Genomic DNA, 20,293 nt, shown 5'->3' with positions numbered 1-20,293 from the left:
GATTGGCAACACGGGCGACTTGGCAAGGCTCGACTGGACCTGGCAACGTCCGCGGGCCTTGCCGAGTCCGGGCAGCCCTTGCCAAGACGCCGAAAACGCCGAGGGCCCGGTCACGCCGAACGGGCTGGCTCCCCAGTGGGGAGCCGGCCCGTTCGGCCGTGCAGGGCGGTGCTACCTAGGAGCTCAGCGGTAGTCGCGTCCCATGTCGTAGTCGTCCAGCGGCACCGAGGTACCGGCGGAGACACCGAAGGTGTCGGCGCCGTAGTAGGTGTCGTCGAACGAGGACATCGAGTACGCGGCGGACCGCGCCTCTTCGGTCGGCTGCACCGCGATGTCGCGGTAGCGGGCGATGCCCGTACCGGCCGGGATGAGCTTGCCGATGATGACGTTCTCCTTGAGACCCACCAGCTTGTCGGACTTGGCGTTGATCGCCGCGTCCGTCAGGACCCTGGTCGTCTCCTGGAAGGAGGCGGCCGAGAGCCATGAGTCGGTGGCCAGCGACGCCTTGGTGATGCCCATCAGGGCAGGACGACCGGCAGCAGCCTCGCCACCTTCGGCCAGGATCCGACGGTTCTGCAGCTCGAACTCCTTGCGCTCGATCACCGCACCCGGCAGGAACTCGGTCGAACCGGAGTCGATGATCGTCACGCGGCGCAGCATCTGCCGAACGATGACCTCGATGTGCTTGTCGTGGATCGACACACCCTGGCTGCGGTAGACCTCCTGGACCTCGCGGACCAGGTGCAGCTGCACCCGGCGCGGGCCCATCACGCGGAGCACCTCGTGCGGGTCGACGTTGCCCTCGAGCAGGTGCTGCCCGACCGCCACCGTGTCGCCGTCGATCAGCAGACGCTCGGAACCATCGACCATGATGGTGGCCAGGCGCTGCGTCTTCGGCAGCTTGTCGTACAGGACCTCTTCGCTGCCGTCGTCCGGAGTGATGATGATCTTGAAGAACTTGTCCGAGTCCTCGATCCGGATCCGTCCGGCGGCGTCCGCGATCGGCGCCTTGCCCTTGGGGATACGGGCTTCGAAGAGCTCCTGGACACGCGGCAGACCCTGGGTGATGTCCGAGGACCCCGAGGCGGCACCGGTGTGGAAGGTACGCATGGTCAGCTGGGTACCCGGCTCGCCGATGGACTGGGCGGCGACCACACCGACAGCCTCACCGACGTCGACGAGCAGCCCGGTGGCAAGCGACCGCCCGTAGCAGACGGCACAGGTGCCGATTGCTGCTTCACAGGTCAGCACCGACCGCATTTTCAGCGTCGTGATGCCGGCGGCAACCGCCGACGCCACGTGCCACTCGCGCATGTCGGTGCCGGCCGGCACCGCGACGGTCCCGTCCGTTCCGACTGCGTCCACCGCGAGAACCCGCGCCTGGATCGAGGTCTCGACGAACTCGTCCTGACGCAGCACGCCGTCCGGACCCATCGCGGCGATCGGCAGATCGACACCGCGCTCGGTCCCGCAGTCGGACTCACGCACGATGACGTCCTGCGACACGTCCACCAGACGACGGGTCAGGTAACCCGACTCGGCGGTACGCAGCGCGGTGTCGGCAAGACCCTTACGGGCCGAGTGCGTGTTGATAAAATATTCCAGCACCGACAGACCCTCGCGGAACGAGTTCCGGATCGGCCGCGGGATCTGGACGCCCTTGGAGTTGGCGACGACACCCTTCATCCCGGCGAGCGAGCGGACCTGGATCCAGTTACCGGCGGCACCGGCGGCAACCAGGGTGTAGACCGGGTTGTCCTTCGGGTAGGCCGGCGGGATGGCCGCCTCGATCTCCTTGGTGGCCGCCTCCCAGATCTTGACCAGGTCTTCGCGACGCTCTTCCGGCGAGAGGTTTCCTCGCTGGTAGGCCTTCTCCACGGTCTCGGCCTGGCCGTCGTACTTGGCCAGGATCGCGGGCTTGGACGCCGGGATGATGACGTCACCGATGGCGACCGTCATGCCCGAGCGGGTGGCCCAGTGGAAACCGGCTTCCTTGAGCTTGTCCAGGGTCTGTGCGACCAGGGACATCGGGTAGTGCTCGGCCAGATCGTTGACGATCGCGGCCTGCACCTTCTTCGGCAGCTCCTGGTTGACGAACGGGTAGCCCGCCGGCAGCAGCTCGTTGAAGAGCACGCGGCCCAGGGTGCTGCTGACCGTCCAGGCGTCGCCGGACTTCCAGTCCTCCGGCAGCTCGACCCCGGGGGTGGGGACGACGCCGTGCAGCCGGATGTTGATCGGCGTGCGGACCGAGATCTCGTGACGGTCCAGCGCCATCAGCGCCTCGGCCGACGAGGAGTAGGACCGCAGTTTGCCCTTCGCCTCTTCGAGCGTGCCGTCGTCGAGCACGTGGTGCGAACCGATCGCCTTGTCGTCGAGCCCGCACAGGTAGTACAGACCGGTGACGAGGTCGAGCGAGGGCATGGCCAACGGCTTGCCGGACGCCGGGGAGAGGATGTTGTTGCTCGAGAGCATCAACACGCGCGCCTCGGCCTGGGCCTCGGCGGACAGCGGCAGGTGGACTGCCATCTGGTCACCGTCGAAGTCGGCGTTGAACGCGGCGCAGACCAGCGGGTGCAGCTGGATGGCCTTGCCCTCGACGAGCATCGGCTCGAAGGCCTGGATGCCCAACCGGTGCAGGGTCGGTGCACGGTTCAGCAGCACGGGGTGCGAGTCGATGACCTCTTCGAGGACGTCCCACACCTGCGGGCGCTGACGCTCGACCATGCGCTTGGCGGACTTGATGTTCTGCGCGTGGTTCAGGTCGACCAGACGCTTCATCACGAACGGCTTGAACAGCTCGAGGGCCATCAACTTCGGCAGACCGCACTGGTGGAGCTGCAGCTGCGGGCCGACGACGATGACCGAACGGCCGGAGTAGTCGACGCGCTTGCCGAGCAGGTTCTGGCGGAACCGGCCCTGCTTGCCCTTGAGCAGATCCGACAGCGACTTGAGCGGGCGGTTGCCCGGTCCGGTCACCGGACGTCCACGACGACCGTTGTCGAACAGCGCGTCGACGGCCTCCTGGAGCATCCGCTTCTCGTTGTTGACGATGATCTCGGGAGCACCGAGGTCGATCAGTCGCTTCAACCGGTTGTTGCGGTTGATGACGCGGCGGTACAGGTCGTTGAGGTCGGAGGTCGCGAAACGGCCACCGTCCAGCTGCACCATCGGGCGGAGCTCCGGCGGGATGACCGGGACGCAGTCGAGGACCATGCCCAGTGGCGAGTTGTTCGTCGACTGGAACGCGGCGACGACCTTGAGACGCTTGATCGCGCGGATCTTGCGCTGGCCCTTTCCATTCTTGATCGTGTCGCGAAGCGAGGTCGCCTCGTTGTCGATGTCGAAGTCGGCGATGATCTTCTTGAGCGCCTCGGCGCCCATGCCGCCCTGGAAGTAGTCGCCGAAGCGATCCTGCAGTTCGCGGTAGAGGATCTCGTCGATGATCAGGTCGCGGACCTTGAGCTTCTTGAAGAGGTCGAGGACCTCGTCCAGCTTGTCGATCTCGCGCTGCGCGCGGTCGCGGATCTGGCGCTGCTCGCGCTCGCCACCCTCTCTGACTTTCCGCCGAACGTCCGATTTCGCACCCTCGGCCTCGAGCTCGGCCAGGTCGGCCTCGAGCTTCTTGGCGCGGGCGTCGATCGCGGCGTCGCGCTCGTTCTCCAGGTTCTTGCGCTCGACCGACATCTCGGCCTCGATGGTGGGCAGGTCGTTGTGACGCTGCTCGTCATCGACGGACGTGATCAGGTAGGCCGCGAAGTAGATGATCTTCTCGAGATCCTTCGGGGCCAGGTCGAGCAGGTAGCCCAGCCGGCTGGGGACACCCTTGAAGTACCAGATGTGGGTGACCGGAGCGGCCAGCTCGATGTGGCCCATCCGCTCGCGACGCACCTTGGCGCGGGTGACCTCGACGCCACAGCGCTCGCAGATGATGCCCTTGAAGCGGACACGCTTGTACTTGCCACAGGCACATTCCCAGTCCCGGGTCGGGCCGAAGATCTTCTCGCAGAAGAGTCCGTCCTTCTCGGGCTTGAGGGTGCGGTAGTTGATGGTCTCCGGCTTCTTGACCTCGCCGTGGGACCAGGTACGGATGTCGTCAGCGGCCGCCAGGCCGATACGGATCTCGTCGAAGAAATTGACGTCGAGCACTGATTGCACGTCCCTGTCTTGTCAAAAATGGTGGAGCGCCGCAGTCCCGCCCGCTCTGCGAGCGGGACTGCGATGCACCGGGGTGGAAGTTCTACTTCCGGATCAGTTCACCAATTCGTCCACCGAGGCCGACTCGTTGCGGGACAGGTTGATTCCGAGGTTGGCCGCAGCCCGCTCGAGATCGTCGTCGTCGGTGTCGCGCATCTCGATGGTCGCGCCGTCGCTGGACAGCACCTCCACGTTCAGGCACAGGGCCTGCAGTTCCTTGAGCAGCACCTTGAACGACTCGGGGATACCCGGCTCCGGGATGTTCTCGCCCTTGACGATGGCCTCGTAGACCTTGACGCGGCCCACGATGTCGTCCGACTTGATCGTCAGGAGCTCCTGCAGCGTGTACGCCGCGCCGTAGGCCTGCATGGCCCAGCACTCCATCTCACCGAAGCGCTGGCCACCGAACTGGGCCTTACCGCCGAGCGGCTGCTGGGTGATCATCGAGTACGGACCCGTCGACCGGGCGTGGATCTTGTCGTCCACCAGGTGGAGCAACTTGATGATGTACATGTAGCCGACGGCCACCGGGTACGGGAAGGGCTCGCCGGTCCGGCCGTCCATCAGGAGGGCCTTCCCGTCGGTCTTCACGAGACGCTCGCCATCGCGGGTGGGGGTCGTCGAGCCGAGCAGCCCGATGATCTCCTCCTCGGTGGCGCCGTCGAACACCGGCGTCGCGGTGCGGGTGAACGCACCGGCGGAGCGGGCGGAGTCCTCGAGGTACTGAGCCCACTGCGGGGTCCCCTCGATGTCCCAGCCCTGAGAAGCCACCCAGCCCAGATGTGTCTCCAGGATCTGGCCGACGTTCATGCGTCGCGGCACACCGTGCGGGTTGAGCACGATGTCGACGGGGGTGCCGTCGGCGAGGAACGGCATGTCCTCCTGCGGAAGGATCTTGCCGATGACGCCCTTGTTGCCGTGACGGCCGGCGAGCTTGTCGCCGTCCTGGATCTTGCGCTTCTGGGCCACGTAGACGCGGACCAGCTCGTTGACGCCCGGGGGCAGCTCGGCGCCGTCCTCTTCACGGTTGAAGACACGGATGCCGATGACCTTGCCGGTCTCGCCGTGGGGCACCTTGAGCGAGGTGTCGCGCACTTCGCGCGCCTTCTCGCCGAAGATGGCCCGCAGCAGACGCTCTTCCGGGGTCAGCTCGGTCTCGCCCTTGGGCGTGACCTTCCCGACCAGGACGTCGCCGTCCTGGACCTCGGCACCGATCCGGATGATGCCGCGCTCGTCGAGGTCGGCCAGCACGTCTTCGGAGACGTTCGGGATGTCCCGGGTGATCTCCTCCGGCCCGAGCTTCGTGTCGCGGGCGTCGATCTCGTGCTCCTCGATGTGGATCGAGGTGAGCACGTCGTCCTGGACGATGCGCTGGCTCAGGATGATCGCGTCTTCGTAGTTGTGACCCTCCCAGGGCATGAAGGCGACGAGCAGGTTCTTGCCCAACGCCATCTCGCCACCGTCGGTGCAGGGACCGTCGGCCAGGACCTGTCCGGCCTCGACCCGCTGTCCTTCGTCGACGATCGGCTTCTGGTTGAAGCTGGTGCCCTGGTTGGAGCGGCGGAACTTGTGCAGCCGGTAGGTGCGGTGGGTCCCGTCGTCGGCCATCACCGAGACGTAGTCGGCGGTCGCCTCTTCGACGACACCCGACTTCTCGGCGATGACGACGTCGCCGGCGTCAACCGCGGCGCGAGCTTCCATTCCCGTGCCGACCAGCGGTGATTCGCTGCGCAGCAGGGGGACGGACTGACGCTGCATGTTGGCGCCCATGAGCGCGCGGTTGGCCTCGTCGTGCTCGAGGAACGGGATCATCGCGGTGGCGACGGAGACCGTCTGCCGGGGGGACACGTCCATGTACTCGACCTGGTCGGGGGTGACCTGGTCGACCTCGCCGCCCTTGCGCCTGACAAGCACGCGAGGCTCCGAAAAGTGACCGGAGGCGTCCAGCTTGGCGTTGGCCTGCGCGATGACGTAGCGGTCCTCTTCGTCAGCGGTCAGGTAGTTGATCTCGTCGGTGACGGTGCCGGCCTCGACCTTGCGGTACGGGGTCTCGATGAAACCGAACGGGTTGACCCGGGCGAACGTGGCCAGCGAGCCGATCAGGCCGATGTTCGGGCCTTCCGGGGTCTCGATGGGGCACATGCGGCCGTAGTGGCTGGAGTGCACGTCGCGGACCTCGAGGGAGGCGCGGTCGCGGGACAGACCGCCCGGCCCGAGGGCGGACAGGCGGCGCTTGTGGGTCAGACCGGCGAGCGGGTTGGTCTGGTCCATGAACTGCGACAGCTGCGACGTACCGAAGAACTCCTTGATGGAGGCGACCACGGGACGGATGTTGATCAGGGTCTGCGGCGTGATGGCCTCGACGTCCTGGGTCGTCATCCGCTCGCGAACCACGCGCTCCATCCGCGACAACCCGACCCGGATCTGGTTCTGGATCAGCTCGCCCACGGTGCGGAGGCGACGGTTGCCGAAGTGGTCGATGTCGTCGGTCTCGACGGGCAGGTTCTGGCCACGGATGGTCCAGGACTCCTGGCCCTCGTGCAGGCGCAGCAGGTACTCGACCGTGGAGATCAGGTCGTCCTCGGTCAGCGTGCCGACCGAGATCGGCGAGTTCAGGCCGAGCTTCTTGTTGAGCTTGTAACGACCGACCTTGGCGAGGTCGTAGCGCTTGTCCTTGAAGAACAGGTTCTCCAGGAGGGCCTGCGCGGATTCCTTTGTCGGCGGCTCGCCCGGGCGCAGCTTGCGGTAGATGTCGAGCAGGGCCTCGTCGGTACCGGCGATGTGGTCCTTCTCGAGGGTGGCCAGCAGGACCGGCGACCAGGCGAACTTCTCGCGGATGCGCTCGGTGTCCCAGCCCAGCGCCTTCAGCAGCACGGTGACCGGCTGGCGACGCTTGCGGTCGATGCGGACACCGATGGTGTCGCGCTTGTCGATGTCGAACTCGAGCCAGGCACCGCGGGAGGGGATCACCTTGACGGCGAACACCTCCTTGCCGGCCGTCTTGTCCAGCGTCCGGTCGAAGTACACGCCCGGGGAGCGGACCAGCTGCGAGACGACGACCCGCTCGGTGCCGTTGATGATGAAGGTGCCCTTGCTCGTCATCATCGGGAAGTCACCCATGAAGACGGTCTGGGACTTGATCTCACCGGTCTCGGCGTTCATGAACTCGGCGGTGACGAACAGGGGTGCCGAGTAGGTCATGTCCTTGTCGCGGCACTCCTCCTCGTTCGCCTTGACATCGTCGAACCGGGGATCCATGAAGGAGAGGGAGAGGTTCCCGGAAAAATCCTCGATCGGGGAGATCTCTTCGAGGATCTCGTCGAGGCCACTGGGGGTCGGCTCCGCTTGCCGATCCTTCCAGGCCTTCGCGCCCACGAGCCATTCGAATGACTCGGTCTGCAGGGCGAGAAGATTCGGTACCTCGAGGGGCTCGCGAAGCTTCGCGAAAGAAACCCGTTTGATGGGTCCCCCTGAGGTCGAAGTGGTGGTCTTGGGCGAACTCGTGACTGCCAAGATGCGTCCTTCCAAGGACAAGCGCCGTCGGTCTACTGTCTGTACTTCTGGTCTTGCTGAGTTGCTGTTGCTGGTCGCGCAGTGTTGGCCCTGCTGGTGGTTGGTCCTGCTGGTGTTTCGGATAGTGCGGTGCTGCCGGGTCGATCGGTGATTCGTACTGCTGTACCAACCCGTCAGGTGCTACAACTTGTCCTGACGGATCCGGTGGTGTCCCGGACACCACCCGCAGACACCAAGAGACGCCACTGGTCCGGCTCCGACGGATTGATCATCGGAACCCCCTGGTGACGTTGTGGATCTGCTGTGTGGTGAGACATGTACTCCGGTGTCGCCATTGCTGCGGTGTTGATGTGAGCGGGTGGATCGGCTGCGCGGATTTCGGCTGCTCAGGCATCTGTTCGCCCGGCACGGAGAACCGAATGATCAAGAGCAGCGGAAAGAAGGCAGCGCAAACACGCAGCCTAGCAGCAATGGACAGGACTGTCCAGACGTGCCCGATCGGGCAGTTGCCGGGGGACCTCTCGGTCCAGCCGCTCAGCTACTGCTACCGCGGGGTCCGACCGCCGGTGGAACCCGTTCGGATTCAGGCCGGTCGACGTCGCTGGACCAAGCGTGGCCCGGTTCCGTCGATCCGTCAAGAAGGCTGGCCCAAAGAATTTGCCCGGATGTCCGGCAGGTCCACGTTGGACGCCCACCCCGCGGGACGGACCGGGAATGCGGCCCCATCAGGGCCGATGCCAGGCCGATGTGCATGCGTCGAGACACCTGGCACGGTAGCTGGCAGGGTGGGCGGCATCCTGGCAACGACAGCAGGATCCCGGCACGGTCCGCGGACGCTGCCGGGACGGAGCGGACCCTGCCAAGTGGCAACAGACATCGCCCGATCGAGGGGACAACCGACCGATGAAGTCCTGGCGTGACCTACCCGGCCCGGCGCGGGCGATCGGCATCACCGTCGTCGCCGTCGTGGACGCGGCACTGGATCGCGACCCTGCGGCGTTCGCAGCAGCGACGGGGTTGCTGACCGCCCTCCCGGCGGAGCAGTCCGGCCTCCTGCTCGGCGCAGTGGTGCGTCAGCTGCTGGAGGGCGGGCACGTGGATGGACTCGACGAGGACGGCATCCGTCAGGTGCTGTCGCGGTGCTACCAGGCCGCCGCCAGCTGGCTGCCGCCGGCGGAGATCGATGTGGCGGTCCTGGTAGCGGTGCTCTCCGGAGCCCTGGGCATCCACGAGCCGGGGGTGACCTACCGGGAGATCATCGGACCGGCCACTCACGGATCCGCCGGTGGCCGGGCAGGCGTCGATGACTGGATCGATCCCGAGCTGCCGGGCGGCGCGGTGGGTAGCGGCCGACCCAGCGGAACCGGCGGGGCTGCGCTCGTGCCTGACACGGTGCCGACGACAGCGCAGTACTGCTGGCACGCCGCGCTGCTGATCGCGGATCTGCTCCCGGCCGGGAGACGGTCGCTCTCGGTCCAGCTGGACCGCGCTTTCCGGGAGATCGCCGGCGCGGAGACCATGGAAATGCCCTAGATTCGTTGCACCACAGTAGTTCTCAACCACCACATTGTAGGCGACGGTCTCAGTGGTGGCAGACCGCCTCCACATTGTTGCCGTCGAGGTCACGGAGGAAAACGGCGTAGTAGCCGGGGTGGTACTCGGGCCATTCACGCGGTGCGTGCAAGACCTCGATGCCGTCCGCAACGGCGAGGTCGTGCACGGCCTCGACCTGCGTCCGGTCGGTCGCGGTGAAGGCGATGTGCAGACCACGGCTGGGCTGGGTCTCCGGCTCCGTCGGTGAGATCCAGAACTGCAGTTCGGCCTCCGGCCAGCTGAAGCCGATGACGAAGCTGTCCCCCACCGGGATCCGCATTGCCTCCCGGATGCCCAACGGCCCGAACACCTTCAGAAAGAAAGCTGCCGACGCCGGGACGTCGCGGACCTGCGCTCCGAAGTGATCCATCATGCGCAGCACGCTATCGGGAGTCACTCACCCCGGCTCGCTGACCGGCACCGGACCCGCAAAGCCCAGGAGACGCACCGCGCAGAAGGAGCCGGAAGCCGTCTGGCGATTCCCCGAGACGAAAAACAACCGGGGCGGGTCCACGGTGAGTGGACCCGCCCCGGCGAGTTGGTGCTGATGCCCCGTCAGGGGCGGTGATCTTGCGACCACCTGCGCAAGTGCAATTACTTGACGGTGGCCTTGGCGCCGGCCTCTTCGAGCTTGGCCTTGGCAGCCTCGGCGGCTTCCTTGGTGGCCTTCTCGAGGATGGCCTTCGGTGCAGCGTCGACCAGGTCCTTGGCTTCCTTCAGGCCGAGGCCCGACACGAGCTCGCGAACAGCCTTGATGACCTGGACCTTCTTCTCGCCGGCGGACTCGAGGATGACGTCGAACTCGTCCTGCTCCTCGGCAACCTCGGCAGCGGCGGCCGGACCGGCCGGGCCGGCCTGGACGGCCGGGGCAGCGGCGGTGACGCCGAAGGTGTCCTCGAACTGCTTCACGAACTCGGAGAGCTCGATGAGGGTGAGCTCCTTGAAGGCCTCGAGCAATTCGTCGGTGCTGAGCTTCGCCATGATGGGCGTCCTTTCATTGGTGCGGTTCCCTGGCGCGCAACTGGGCGCCGATCGGAACTCGCATGGGTTCTGGTGAGGGTTGGGATACTGCGTACCGGCCGATCCGACCGGGTGATGCGGTCGGATCAGGCCTCCGCTGAGGCCGTCTCCTCGGTTGCCGCCTCGGCGACCGGTGCCGCCTCGGCGACCGGTGCCGCCTCGGCGACCGGTGCCGCCTCGGCGACCGGTGCCTCGTCGGCAACGGCTTCCGGAGCAACTTCGGTGGAGGCCGCTTCGGTGGAACCGTCTCCTTCCGAAACATCGGCTGCAGCAACATCGGCAGCAGCAACATCGGCAGCGGGAGCCTCGGCGACCGGGGCACCCTCCTCTTCGGTCCGCTTCTCGACCAGGGCCGCAGCGAGGCGCGCCACCTGGGACGGGAGGGCGTTGAGGACGATTGCGGCCTTGGTGAGGGTCGCCAGCATCGCGCCGGCCATCTTCGCCAACAGCACGTCGCGGGATTCCAGATCGGCCAGCTTGGTGACCTCGGAGGCATCCAGCGCCTTGCCGTCGAGCAGGCCGCCCTTGATGATCAGCAGCGGGTTCGCCTTGGCGAAATCGCGCAGCACCTTCGCGGCGTCGACGGGCTCGCCGCTGATGAACGCGACGGCTGTCGGACCGGTGAAGAGCTCGTCCAGCCCCTCGATCCCGGCATCCGCGGCTGCCCGCTTGACCAGGGTGTTCTTGGCGACGGTGTAGGCGGTGTCGCCGCCAAGGTTCTTACGGAGCGTCGTGAGCTGCGACATCGTCAGACCGCGGTACTCGGTGACGACTGCAGCCGAAGAGTTGCGGAACTGATCCGCGATCTCTGCGACGGTTGCCACCTTCGTGGGCTTTGCCATCCTCGCCTCCTTCCTCTTTCGTAGTTCTCGGATGCTGGAAAGCGTTCTGCCAGCAGAGTTCTCGTCTTCCGCAGGGCAGAAGCGTCACGCACGATCTTGGGAAGACGACGGGAAACCGGCTCGTGGAACGACAAACGCCCCGGCCGCATGGGCACGGGGCGTGGACACAGGCGCACGGCCTCGGTCGATACCTCGTCCTCCTGCGTGGGCCGCTCGCGGAGTTCACGAACCTTCACCCACTCACCCAGATGTTGGGCAGGAAGGAGCCGACGGTCTTCGGTGGAACTCCTCCACGGTACGTGACAGGGTCCGGATCGGCCAAATCGCGGCGGTCGCTCAGCCGGTGTAGACGTCCGACGCGGCCGGTGCGGTGATGGTGACCGGGGTGTCGTAGTCGGTGACCTTGAAGCTCGTGGTGCTCTTGACCCCGCGCAGCGCCACGGTGGAGTCGGCTTCGACGAGGCGGTCCTGGCCGTCGAGCCAGAGCGTCGTCGGAACCTCCCTGACTCCGGCGTCCACCGCGGCCTGCATGGACGTCTTGCTCGCACCCGTCATCAGGGCGGCGGCCTTGGCGGTATCGACCGTGACGTCGTACCGATGGGCGGTGATCGAGCCGAGCGGCTGCTCGCCGGCGTCCTTCACCGAACTCGCCGCCCGGGCGAAAAGCGTGTACTGGTCGGCACTTGCGGTGTCGAGGTAGCCGTCGAGCTGCCCCGCCAAGGTCCGCAGCTGGGTGTTCGAGGACGTCTTGGACGCCAGCGCCCACTTCTTGTCCCCGGCACCCAAGGCAGTCATCATCGTGGTGCCGCCGATGTAGACCCTGTTGTCCTTGATCAGCATGTTGAACGCCACGCTCTGGCCGCTGAGCCCAACGGTCATCTTCATGTCGATCGCCGTCACCTGGCCGGCAGACAGGCTCTCCTCGAACGTGCCCTTGACCGTCGCACCCGTGGAATCGACACCGATCGATCCGGTGATGCTGGTGTTCTTCACATTCGCGCTCTGCAATTTCGCAGCCAGAGCGGCCGGGTCGAGGGCGCTGCCGGTGGTGTCCGTCGAATCCGAGCTCGACGGGCTGCTCGAATCCGAGCTCGACGGGCTGCTCGAATCCGAGCTCGACGGGCTGCTCGATTCGGTGCTCGGCTCGCTGCTCGACGCGGAGGTGGGCGATTCTGTGCCGGCCGTGCTGGGCGCGTCAGACGTCGGCTGCGTGGAACTGCCCTGCCCGGTGCCCTCCGGCAGGCTCCGCGGGGTCGACTCGCCGGACGAGGCAATGGCCCCCACGGCCGGGCTCGCAGTGCCGGCAATGGAGGTGGCACAGCCGGCCAGAACTGCGGCGACCAGGACCACTCCGGCGGCCAGACGTCGCGTCTGCCCGGACCGCCTCGCTGCACCGGACAGTCTTGTACGGCCGATGATTTTCGTCATGATTGGTCAACCCCTTCGCCGGTGCGTCCCTCCCGGCACACACGCCCGTCCATCGCGAGCCCGGCCTGTGACCCGGACCCACTCTCCACCATGCCATGCGGGCTGCCGCAATGTTCCGGGCCCTTGAAAACACAACGATCCCCGACCGTTCCGGCGGGGCCGGTCGGGTGGGGGATCGTCGAGTGGATCAGGTCAAACGGAAGATCAGACCTCTTCGGTCTCTAGCAGGTTCCTGGTCTTCGCCGGGTCGACCGGGATGCCCGGGCCCATCGTCGTGGAGAAGAAGACCTTCTTGACGTACTTGCCCTTGGCCGCGGACGGCTTGGAACGGAGCACCTCATCGAGCGCTGCCGCGTAGTTCTCGACCAGCTTCTCGGTCGGGAACGACACCTTGCCGATGACGAGGTGCAGGTTGGCCGCCTTGTCCACGCGGAAGTTGATCTTTCCGCCCTTGATCTCGGAGACAGCCTTGGCCACATCGGCCGTGACGGTTCCGGTCTTCGGGTTGGGCATCAGACCACGCGGCCCCAGCACACGTGCGATGCGACCGACCTTGGCCATCTGGTCGGGGGTGGCGATGGCCGCGTCGAAATCGGTCCACCCGCCCTGGATCCGGGCGATCAGGTCATCGCTGCCGACGACATCTGCGCCGGCGGCCTCGGCCTCGGCGGCCTTGTCACCGACGGCGAACACGACGACGCGAGCCGTCTTGCCGGTGCCGTGCGGCAGGTTGACGGTGCCACGGACCATCTGGTCAGCCTTGCGGGGGTCGACACCCAGCAGGAGAGCTACCTCCACAGTGCTGTCCATCTTGGTCGCGGACGTCTTCTGAGCCAGTGCAGCCGCCTCGAGCGGGCTGTACAGGTTGTCGCGGTCGACCAGTTCTGCTGCGGTCTTGTAAGCCTTGGAGCGCTTCATTTCCTTCTCCTCGAATCATGTCTGTCGGTACGGAGTTCGTGGTCGACGAGCCGGCGCTTGCTCTCCCACTGGTGGTGCTGATCTGTGGCTGTGTCAGCCGGAGATCGTGATGCCCATCGATCGCGCGGTGCCCGAGATGATCTTGGCCGCGGCGTCGATGTCGTTCGCGTTCAGGTCGACCTGCTTGAGCGTGGCGATCTCGCGCACCTGAGCGGCCGTGATGCTGGCGACCTTGGTGGTGTGCGGGGTGCCCGAACCCTTCTCGACGCCGGCGGCCTTGAGCAGCAGGCGGGCGGCGGGCGGGGTCTTCAGCTTGAACTCGAACGAGCGATCTTCGTACACGGAGATCTCGACCGGGACGACGTCACCGCGCTGCGATTCGGTCGCGGCGTTGTAGGCCTTGCAGAACTCCATGATGTTCACGCCGTGCTGGCCGAGGGCAGGACCGACCGGCGGCGCCGGGTTGGCCATTCCGGCCTTGATCTGCAGCTTGATGATCGCTGCGAGTTTCTTCTTCTTCGGAGGCATTTCTCTTCCTAGTTTCTGCTGGGTGTGTGGCGCGGGGTGTGGTGCGGGCCTGCGGGCGACCGCAGGTGATCGCGACCGGCTGCTGGGAGCACCGGGCACGAAACTCGGGTCAGATCTTGGCGACCTGGGAGAACGACAGCTCGACCGGGGTCTCGCGGCCGAAGATCGACACCAGGACCTTGAGCTTCTGACCGTCGGCGTTGACCTCGTTGATGGTGGCGGGCAACGTGGCGAAGGGTCCGTCCATGACGGTGACCGACTCGCCCACCGCGAAGTCGACTTCGGTACGAACGCTGACTCCCCCGCCGCTTGTTCCATCGGCTCCCGGTGCAGCTTTCTTCGGCGCAGCCGGGACCAGGATCTTGACCACGTCGTCCAAGGACAACGGCGACGGGCGCTGGGCGGTCGCACCGACGAAGCCGGTGACACCCGGGGTGTTGCGGACCGCGCTCCAGGAGCCGTCGGTGAGGTCCATCCGGACGAGGATGTAGCCCGGGTAGACCTTGCGCTGGACCAGTTTGCGCTGGCCGTTCTTGATCTCGGTGACCTCTTCGGTCGGTACCTCGATCTGGAAGATGAACTCCTCCATGTCGAGCGACTTGATGCGGGTCTCGAGGTTGGTCTTGACCTTGTTCTCGTAGCCGGCGTAGGAGTGCACGACGTACCACTCGCCTGCCGCCCGCTTCAGGGAAGCCTTCAGCTCGGCGATCGGGTCGACCGGCTCTTCCTCGACGTCCTCGGGAGGAGCAGCAGCCTCCGGCTCGGCGCCGTCGGCGACCTCGTCGGTGACGACGGGGTCCGACTCGACCACGGCGGACTCGGCGGTCTCGTCGACGGTCAGGTCGTCGGTCGACTGATCATCGGCGATCGTGTGGACGTCGCCGGTGGAATCGACTGGGCTCGACACGGTACTGGTCACTTCCTCATCTGTTTTCACTGCTCAGGTTGTCGTGCTGGGTACTGATTCGTCGTCTGACGACTGCTTGCACTGCTCACCACCGATCGCAGCGCCGGTGGTCTCGCGGCTCCGGTGCGCGGCTCGGCGTCCGTTTCCGACGCAGACCGTAGGCCCGACGCTCACCCGAAGATGGCCAGTACGCCCTTCGCGAACAGGACGTCGAGGCCGGCGGTCAACGCCACCATGAAGACGACGAACACGATCACGACGATCGTGTAGGTGACCATCTGGTTCCGGGCCGGCCAGATGACCTTGCGGAGCTCGGCCACGACCTCCCGCAGGAAGCGGCGCAGCCGGGCGAAGATGTTGACCCGGGTTTCCTTGGTCGAATCCCGAGGCTTGGTCGCGACGCCCTTGGCCACCGTGGTGCCGGCCCGCACACCGGACCGTCGGGCAGCGGCCCTTGCGGAACCTGCCGCTGACGCTCCGACCAGCGCGGACTCGCGGTCACCGCTGCCGGGCTCGACGTCGGAATCCTCGGCGGCAAGTGAAGCGGCAGACTCCTCATCGCTGACATCGGGCTTGACCAGGCTGACCTCGTCGTCGGCCGACGTCTCCGAAACTGCCTCGTCGGCGGTCGCGTCGACTGCATCTTCGGGGTTGTCGGCTGGACCGGTCCGGCCCTTGCCCTCGGATTCGTCGCTCACTGGTGTTCCTCGTCTCATGCTCTCGTCAGTGCTCGCCGCCACGACCGGGCAGGGGCCCGACGGTGACAACTACTGGATGACTCTGTTGTTCGTGTTCTGCAGGGGCGACAGGACTTGAACCTGCAACCTGCGGTTTTGGAGACCGCTGCTCTACCAATTGAGCCACGCCCCTCTGTCCGGCTTCACTGCCTGTCCGGCTTCACTGCCTGTCCTTGTATCGCTCCGGAACCCACCGATAGTGCGCACGCCAACTGACCGGCCGTCGAACACAGGCAAGCAGCAGCTCACCCCGGAACGTCAAGTGTAGGGCACGGCGGGTGTGCCGGACGAACCGAGAGATCGACAGAAGGCATCGGCGATCACCCGAGGGCGCCGACGGACCTGACGGCCCCGACCGACCCCCGGCGCCGTGGCTGGGCCACCAGAACGCGCCGACGGCTCCTGCTCCCACTGTCGGTTGCCTCGATGGCGTCCAACGTCAGTCGGACAACCGTGGCGACCAGCTCCTCGACCGGCCAGCGATAGCTGGACAGCGGCGGCGTCAGGAGCGCCGACAGCGGATGATCGTCGAACCCCATGATCGAGAGGTCGTCTGGGATCCGCAGGCCGAGCTCGCGGGCCGCGGCATAGACGCCGTACGCGAGCGAGTCGGACAGGCACAGCACCCCGGTGGGTCGATCAGGACCGGTGAGCATCCGCAGGGCGGCCGAGGTCGCACCCGCCAGGTCGTACGGTGCGGTGAGGAGGCCGGCGGTGATGCCGAGCGCGGGACCGACCCGATGAACCACGGCCTCGGCCGGCCGGTCGGGCGTGCTGGCCGCCACCGACGTCAGGACGGTGATCCGGCGGTGACCGGCGTTGGCGAGTTCCCGCAAGGCGTCGGCGACGGCCGCCTCGTTGTCGAAGACCACTTCCGCGGCTGCTGCGGCCCCCGGGAGGCCGTCACCGATGGACACCAGGACCACGCGTTCGGCGACGGCTGCCCAGTGCGCGGCCTTCGGATCGACCGGCATCGCGATCAGGGCATCCACGCGCTGGTCGACCAGCTGCATTGCGAGCTTCCGCTCCTGGTCCGGGTTGTTGGTGGCGTCCACGATCAGTGCCTGTCGGCCGACCCCCAGAAGGCCTCGTCCCAGCGCAGCGGCCAGGCTCTGCTGCCAGATGTCCTCGAGCGAACCGCACAGCAGTCCCACGTTGCCGGTGCGCCCGGAGGCGAGTGCCCTGGCGATCGGATCGCCCGTGTAGCCGAGGCGGTCCGCGGCCTCGCGTACCCGTTCCTGTGTCTGGACCGGCACCTGCAGCCCGCGAAGTGCGTAGGACACGGCCGCGGAGGACAGGCCGGTTTCCTCGGCGATGTCCTTCAGGGTCGGCCGGCGACGGCGCTCGGGCATGGGCACAAGGTAGCCGCTCTCAACAACGATCTCCTTGTCACAGTCAGATTTCCTGACCGGCGCCCTTGACACTCACCCGGTGAACCGCTTCACTGAAGCGCATCAGTGAAGCGGTTCACCACCTGTCGGCCGAACGCTTCGCACCTGTCCCGATTTCCAGGAGGCCGAGAATGAGCGCTCCCGTCCGGACCACCACCGACGACGTGGCGACGATCGTCACGCTGCCGTCAACGCAGGGCCGACCCGTCAACGGCGCGCTGCCGATCGGCGACGTCCTCGCGGCCTCCGGCGGGATCAGCCTGGACGACCTGCCCGGACGCGACCTCGGGACACGCGAACTCCAGGAGCTCGCCGCGACCGTGGCCGCCGATCCGAGCCGCTGGGCCGAGCACGTGGCCTACTCCGACGACGAGCGTCACTACGTCTGCCTCCACCGCGACACCCACGTGGACATCTGGGTGCTCTGCTGGACGCCCCGGAACGACACCGGCTGGCACGATCACGACATCTCGTCGGGGGCCGTCGCAGTGACCCGCGGTTGCCTGACCGAGCACAACCTCGCCGTCGGCGCTCCGAGCATGTCGACCGACGTCCACGCGGGTCAGGTATTCAGCTTCGGGCCGGATCACATCCACCGCCTGACCGGTCGCGATGCCGGGAGCGTCTCGATCCATGCCTACTCACCGCCACTCTGGCGGATGGGGCAGTACACCGTCAGCAGCATCGGCATGCTGCGGCGCCGGTCGGTGTCGTACGCCGACGAGCTCCGCCCGCTCGACGACATGGCCTGACCGCCTGACCCGGACCAGTCAGCTCACCAACCCCGCCAGAGCCGGGAGGAGCTCAACGGCTGCCGCCAGATCGTTGGTCAGATCCCGGTCGGCAACATCACTCGGCAGCTCGGCGCACAGCGCCAGCACCTGCCCGATCCGTCCGGCTGCGGCCCGCCGCTGCTCTCCCTGACCAGTTCCGTTCTGCATGCGGACGGCCCGAACGGCTGCCACCAGCTCGCAGGCGAGCAAGGTGCGATAGCGCTCGGCGATCAACAGGCACTGGGTCGCCGCGAGCGACGCGAAGCTGGCGTCCTCCTCCACGCCCCGGGACAGGGTGACCGTTTGCAGTCCGGCCGGCGCTGCCGCGCCGCGAATCGAACCAAGGGCCGACGCGGCGACGTACTCGCACACCATCACTCCGGACGCACCCGGGGTCCCGTCCCCGAGGAACGGCGCGAGTCCGGTGAAGTTGGGCTCGACGAGAGTGGCCACCCGGGCCATCACCAACTGCCCGCTCTGCGCCACGGCCAGCCCCAGCGTATCCAGCGCCATCTGCAGGTACGCCTGGTGGAACCCGGCGTGGTGCGCCACGGTGCCGCTGTCCCCGTTGCCGCCGTCCGCCCGGACGAGGGGGTTCTCCGTCGGAGCGTTGACGAGGGCCTCGATCACGGCCACCGCAGCGGTGATCTGATCGAGGACCGGCCCGTGCACCTGCGGCAGCGCACGCAACCCGAACGGATCCTGGATCCGCGCCGGCGGAATCGGATTGCCGCTGGCGTCGGTGCGGTCGCCGGTCGGGTCGGCCCCGAGGAGATCGCGGAGCACGTCGCAGACGGCCCGCGCGCCCGGAAACGGCGTGGTCAGCATGGCACCGCCGGAGTAGGCCTCGGCGTTGCCACCGACTGCGTGGAAGGTCAGGGCGGCGATGACGAGCGCGGCCCGTGCGGATTCCCGTAGCGAGGCCACAGCAAGGGCCGCGTCGGCCAGGGTGGCGGCGTTGCTGGAGATGAAGGCCAGTCCGTCCGCGGCACCGAAGGACGACGCGGCGCCGAGGGGCGCACCGGTCGCGCCCTCCCCCATCAACGCCAGCGCCGTCGTCGCCAGAGCGGACAGGTCGCCGGTGCCGATGCTGCCCAATTCACGGACGTCGGGAAGGGCGTCGGCGCGGATCATCCCGAGCAGACCCGAGAGCACCGACGGATCGACACCGCTCCCCCCGGTGGCCAACTGGTTGAGGCGGACGACGAGCATCGCCCGCACGCGTTCGGCCGATCTCGCCTCGCCCGCCGAGGTGGCGTGGCTGCGCAGCAGCATCAGCGCATGGGTCGACGGGGCGACGGTGATCAGCACCGACCGGTTCGCCCCGACACCGGTCGATCGGCCGTAGAGCGGCCGCCGTTGCGCTGCTCGGTCGGCGAACAGCTGGGACGCCGCCGCCTGCCGGAGGCCGACCTCGCCCAGTTCCACCGTCACTTCGCGGCGCCCCGCAGCAGCGATGGCCCCCACAGTCAGGCCGGCACCGTCCAGATCGAGGACCTCTCGATCACCCATGCTGTCCGTCCTCGTCACGTTGCCGATCCGTTTCCTCGTCATCTCACCTGCATCGCAGGTCGACCGGGCGAGATGAAGGACTTGTAACGCCATCATCACGAACCCCGGCAGACCTTGACGGCACGGAGCCACGGAGTCAAGGTTTCACCGGTTGGCAGCATTCTTCCGCTGGACGGCACGAAAGGGCGCGGTGAGCGAAATTCTCCCGGATCATGACGTGCGCCCGATCTCGTCGACCCGTGCCGTCGAGCGGGCGATGGACCTGCTCGCACAGGTCTGCGACCAGGGTGAGATCGGGCTGGCCGAGTGCGCACGTCGAGCCGGCCTCGCGCCCAGCACCGCATTGCGACTGCTCCGCACACTGGAGACCTCCCATCTCGTCAGCCGGGACGAACGTGGTCTGTTCCGGGCCGGGCCCCGCCTGATCCAACTCGGTGCTGCGGCGCTCGGCCGGCAATCACTGGTGCGCGCGGCCGAACCGGCGCTGCGCCGGATCGTCCAAGGATGCGGCGAGTCGACCTACCTCTGTCTACCCGGCCCCACCGACAGCGCCGTCTACGCGGGCATGGTCGAAGGCCTGCACTCGGTCCGCCACACCAGCTGGGTCGGGCGGAGCATCCCATTGCGCGGTTCGGCGGCGGGCGCAGCCTTCCGGGGCGAGGTGCCGCCATCCGGGTACGTGCTGATGCGATCGGCCGTCGAGCCGGACATCACCGCGATCGCCGCCCCGGTGCTTCGACCCGGATCCTCCGGAGGCGGCGTCGAGGGTCCGACCACCATCGCGGTGCTCTCTGTCGTGGGTCCCACCTACCGTATGGACGACGAGCAGGCTGCCACGATCGGCAGTTTGGTGAGCAGGGAGGCGCGGGCACTGAGCCGCCAGTTCGCCGTCGCCGGTCTGCACCCGCAGCAAGTGGCCGAGACAGGATGAACCAGA

14 protein-coding genes, 1 tRNA gene and 1 pseudogene are annotated in these 20,293 nt (G+C 67.1%); 3 read left to right on the top strand and 13 right to left on the bottom strand.

Going from position 1 to position 20,293, the window contains the following annotated elements:
* Positions 1-183: 183 nt before the first annotated feature.
* Positions 184-4,146, bottom strand: coding sequence for a DNA-directed RNA polymerase subunit beta' (locus ABIB25_RS08630; protein ID WP_354528247.1), 3,963 nt, complete (start codon positions 4,144-4,146; stop codon positions 184-186).
* A 102-nt stretch (positions 4,147-4,248) separates the two neighbouring features.
* Entirely contained in the window at positions 4,249-7,707 is a 3,459-nt protein-coding gene (gene rpoB / locus ABIB25_RS08625; protein ID WP_354528035.1) for a DNA-directed RNA polymerase subunit beta, read from the bottom strand.
* 903 nt (positions 7,708-8,610) lie between these two features.
* On the opposite strand from rpoB, the gene ABIB25_RS08620 reads away from it, so the two are divergent.
* A complete protein-coding gene (locus ABIB25_RS08620) occupies positions 8,611-9,240 on the top strand; it encodes a hypothetical protein (RefSeq protein ID WP_354528034.1) in 630 nt (209 codons plus the stop codon).
* Between the two features lie 49 nt (positions 9,241-9,289).
* On the opposite strand, the gene ABIB25_RS08615 is transcribed toward ABIB25_RS08620, so the two are convergent.
* The 10 genes and pseudogenes from ABIB25_RS08615 to ABIB25_RS08570 all read right to left on the bottom strand — a co-directional run bounded on the left by ABIB25_RS08615 (position 9,290) and on the right by ABIB25_RS08570 (position 17,032).
* Entirely contained in the window at positions 9,290-9,673 is a 384-nt protein-coding gene (locus tag ABIB25_RS08615) for a VOC family protein (RefSeq protein WP_354528033.1), read from the bottom strand.
* 221 nt (positions 9,674-9,894) lie between these two features.
* Complete coding sequence (rplL, locus tag ABIB25_RS08610) at positions 9,895-10,281, bottom strand: 50S ribosomal protein L7/L12 (RefSeq protein WP_354528032.1); 387 nt, start codon at positions 10,279-10,281, stop codon at positions 9,895-9,897.
* Positions 10,282-10,604: 323 nt separating this feature from the next.
* Positions 10,605-11,162 (bottom strand): annotated as a pseudogene (gene rplJ, locus ABIB25_RS08605) (50S ribosomal protein L10); the annotation flags it as partial.
* Positions 11,163-11,498: 336 nt separating this feature from the next.
* A complete protein-coding gene (locus ABIB25_RS08600; RefSeq protein ID WP_354528031.1) occupies positions 11,499-12,590 on the bottom strand; it encodes an SCO4651 family lipoprotein in 1,092 nt (363 codons plus the stop codon).
* 204 nt (positions 12,591-12,794) lie between these two features.
* A complete protein-coding gene (rplA, locus tag ABIB25_RS08595; protein WP_354528030.1) occupies positions 12,795-13,508 on the bottom strand; it encodes a 50S ribosomal protein L1 in 714 nt (237 codons plus the stop codon).
* 93 nt (positions 13,509-13,601) lie between these two features.
* Entirely contained in the window at positions 13,602-14,036 is a 435-nt protein-coding gene (rplK, locus tag ABIB25_RS08590; RefSeq protein ID WP_354528029.1) for a 50S ribosomal protein L11, read from the bottom strand.
* A gap of 109 nt (positions 14,037-14,145) precedes the next feature.
* Positions 14,146-14,943: a transcription termination/antitermination protein NusG gene (gene nusG, locus ABIB25_RS08585; RefSeq protein WP_354528028.1), complete on the bottom strand. Its 798-nt coding sequence runs from the start codon at positions 14,941-14,943 to the stop codon at positions 14,146-14,148.
* 170 nt (positions 14,944-15,113) lie between these two features.
* Positions 15,114-15,641 (bottom strand): preprotein translocase subunit SecE, encoded by a 528-nt coding sequence (gene secE / locus ABIB25_RS08580; protein ID WP_354528027.1) that lies wholly within the window; start codon positions 15,639-15,641, stop codon positions 15,114-15,116.
* Between the two features lie 99 nt (positions 15,642-15,740).
* Positions 15,741-15,813: transfer RNA gene (locus ABIB25_RS08575), tRNA-Trp, on the bottom strand.
* Between the two features lie 187 nt (positions 15,814-16,000).
* Positions 16,001-17,032: a LacI family DNA-binding transcriptional regulator gene (locus ABIB25_RS08570; protein WP_354528026.1), complete on the bottom strand. Its 1,032-nt coding sequence runs from the start codon at positions 17,030-17,032 to the stop codon at positions 16,001-16,003.
* 170 nt (positions 17,033-17,202) lie between these two features.
* On the opposite strand from ABIB25_RS08570, the gene ABIB25_RS08565 reads away from it, so the two are divergent.
* Positions 17,203-17,823: a cysteine dioxygenase gene (locus ABIB25_RS08565; protein ID WP_354528025.1), complete on the top strand. Its 621-nt coding sequence runs from the start codon at positions 17,203-17,205 to the stop codon at positions 17,821-17,823.
* A gap of 18 nt (positions 17,824-17,841) precedes the next feature.
* On the opposite strand, the gene ABIB25_RS08560 is transcribed toward ABIB25_RS08565, so the two are convergent.
* Positions 17,842-19,398, bottom strand: coding sequence for an aromatic amino acid lyase (locus tag ABIB25_RS08560; RefSeq protein WP_354528024.1), 1,557 nt, complete (start codon positions 19,396-19,398; stop codon positions 17,842-17,844).
* A gap of 148 nt (positions 19,399-19,546) precedes the next feature.
* On the opposite strand from ABIB25_RS08560, the gene ABIB25_RS08555 reads away from it, so the two are divergent.
* Positions 19,547-20,287: an IclR family transcriptional regulator gene (locus ABIB25_RS08555; protein WP_354528023.1), complete on the top strand. Its 741-nt coding sequence runs from the start codon at positions 19,547-19,549 to the stop codon at positions 20,285-20,287.
* The last annotated feature ends 6 nt before the right edge of the window (positions 20,288-20,293 follow it).

Source organism: Nakamurella sp. UYEF19 (assembly GCF_040546275.1).
GTDB lineage: Bacteria > Actinomycetota > Actinomycetes > Mycobacteriales > Nakamurellaceae > Nakamurella.
Note: the sequence above shows the minus strand (reverse complement) of the source record. Positions and strands in the feature narration are given on the sequence as shown.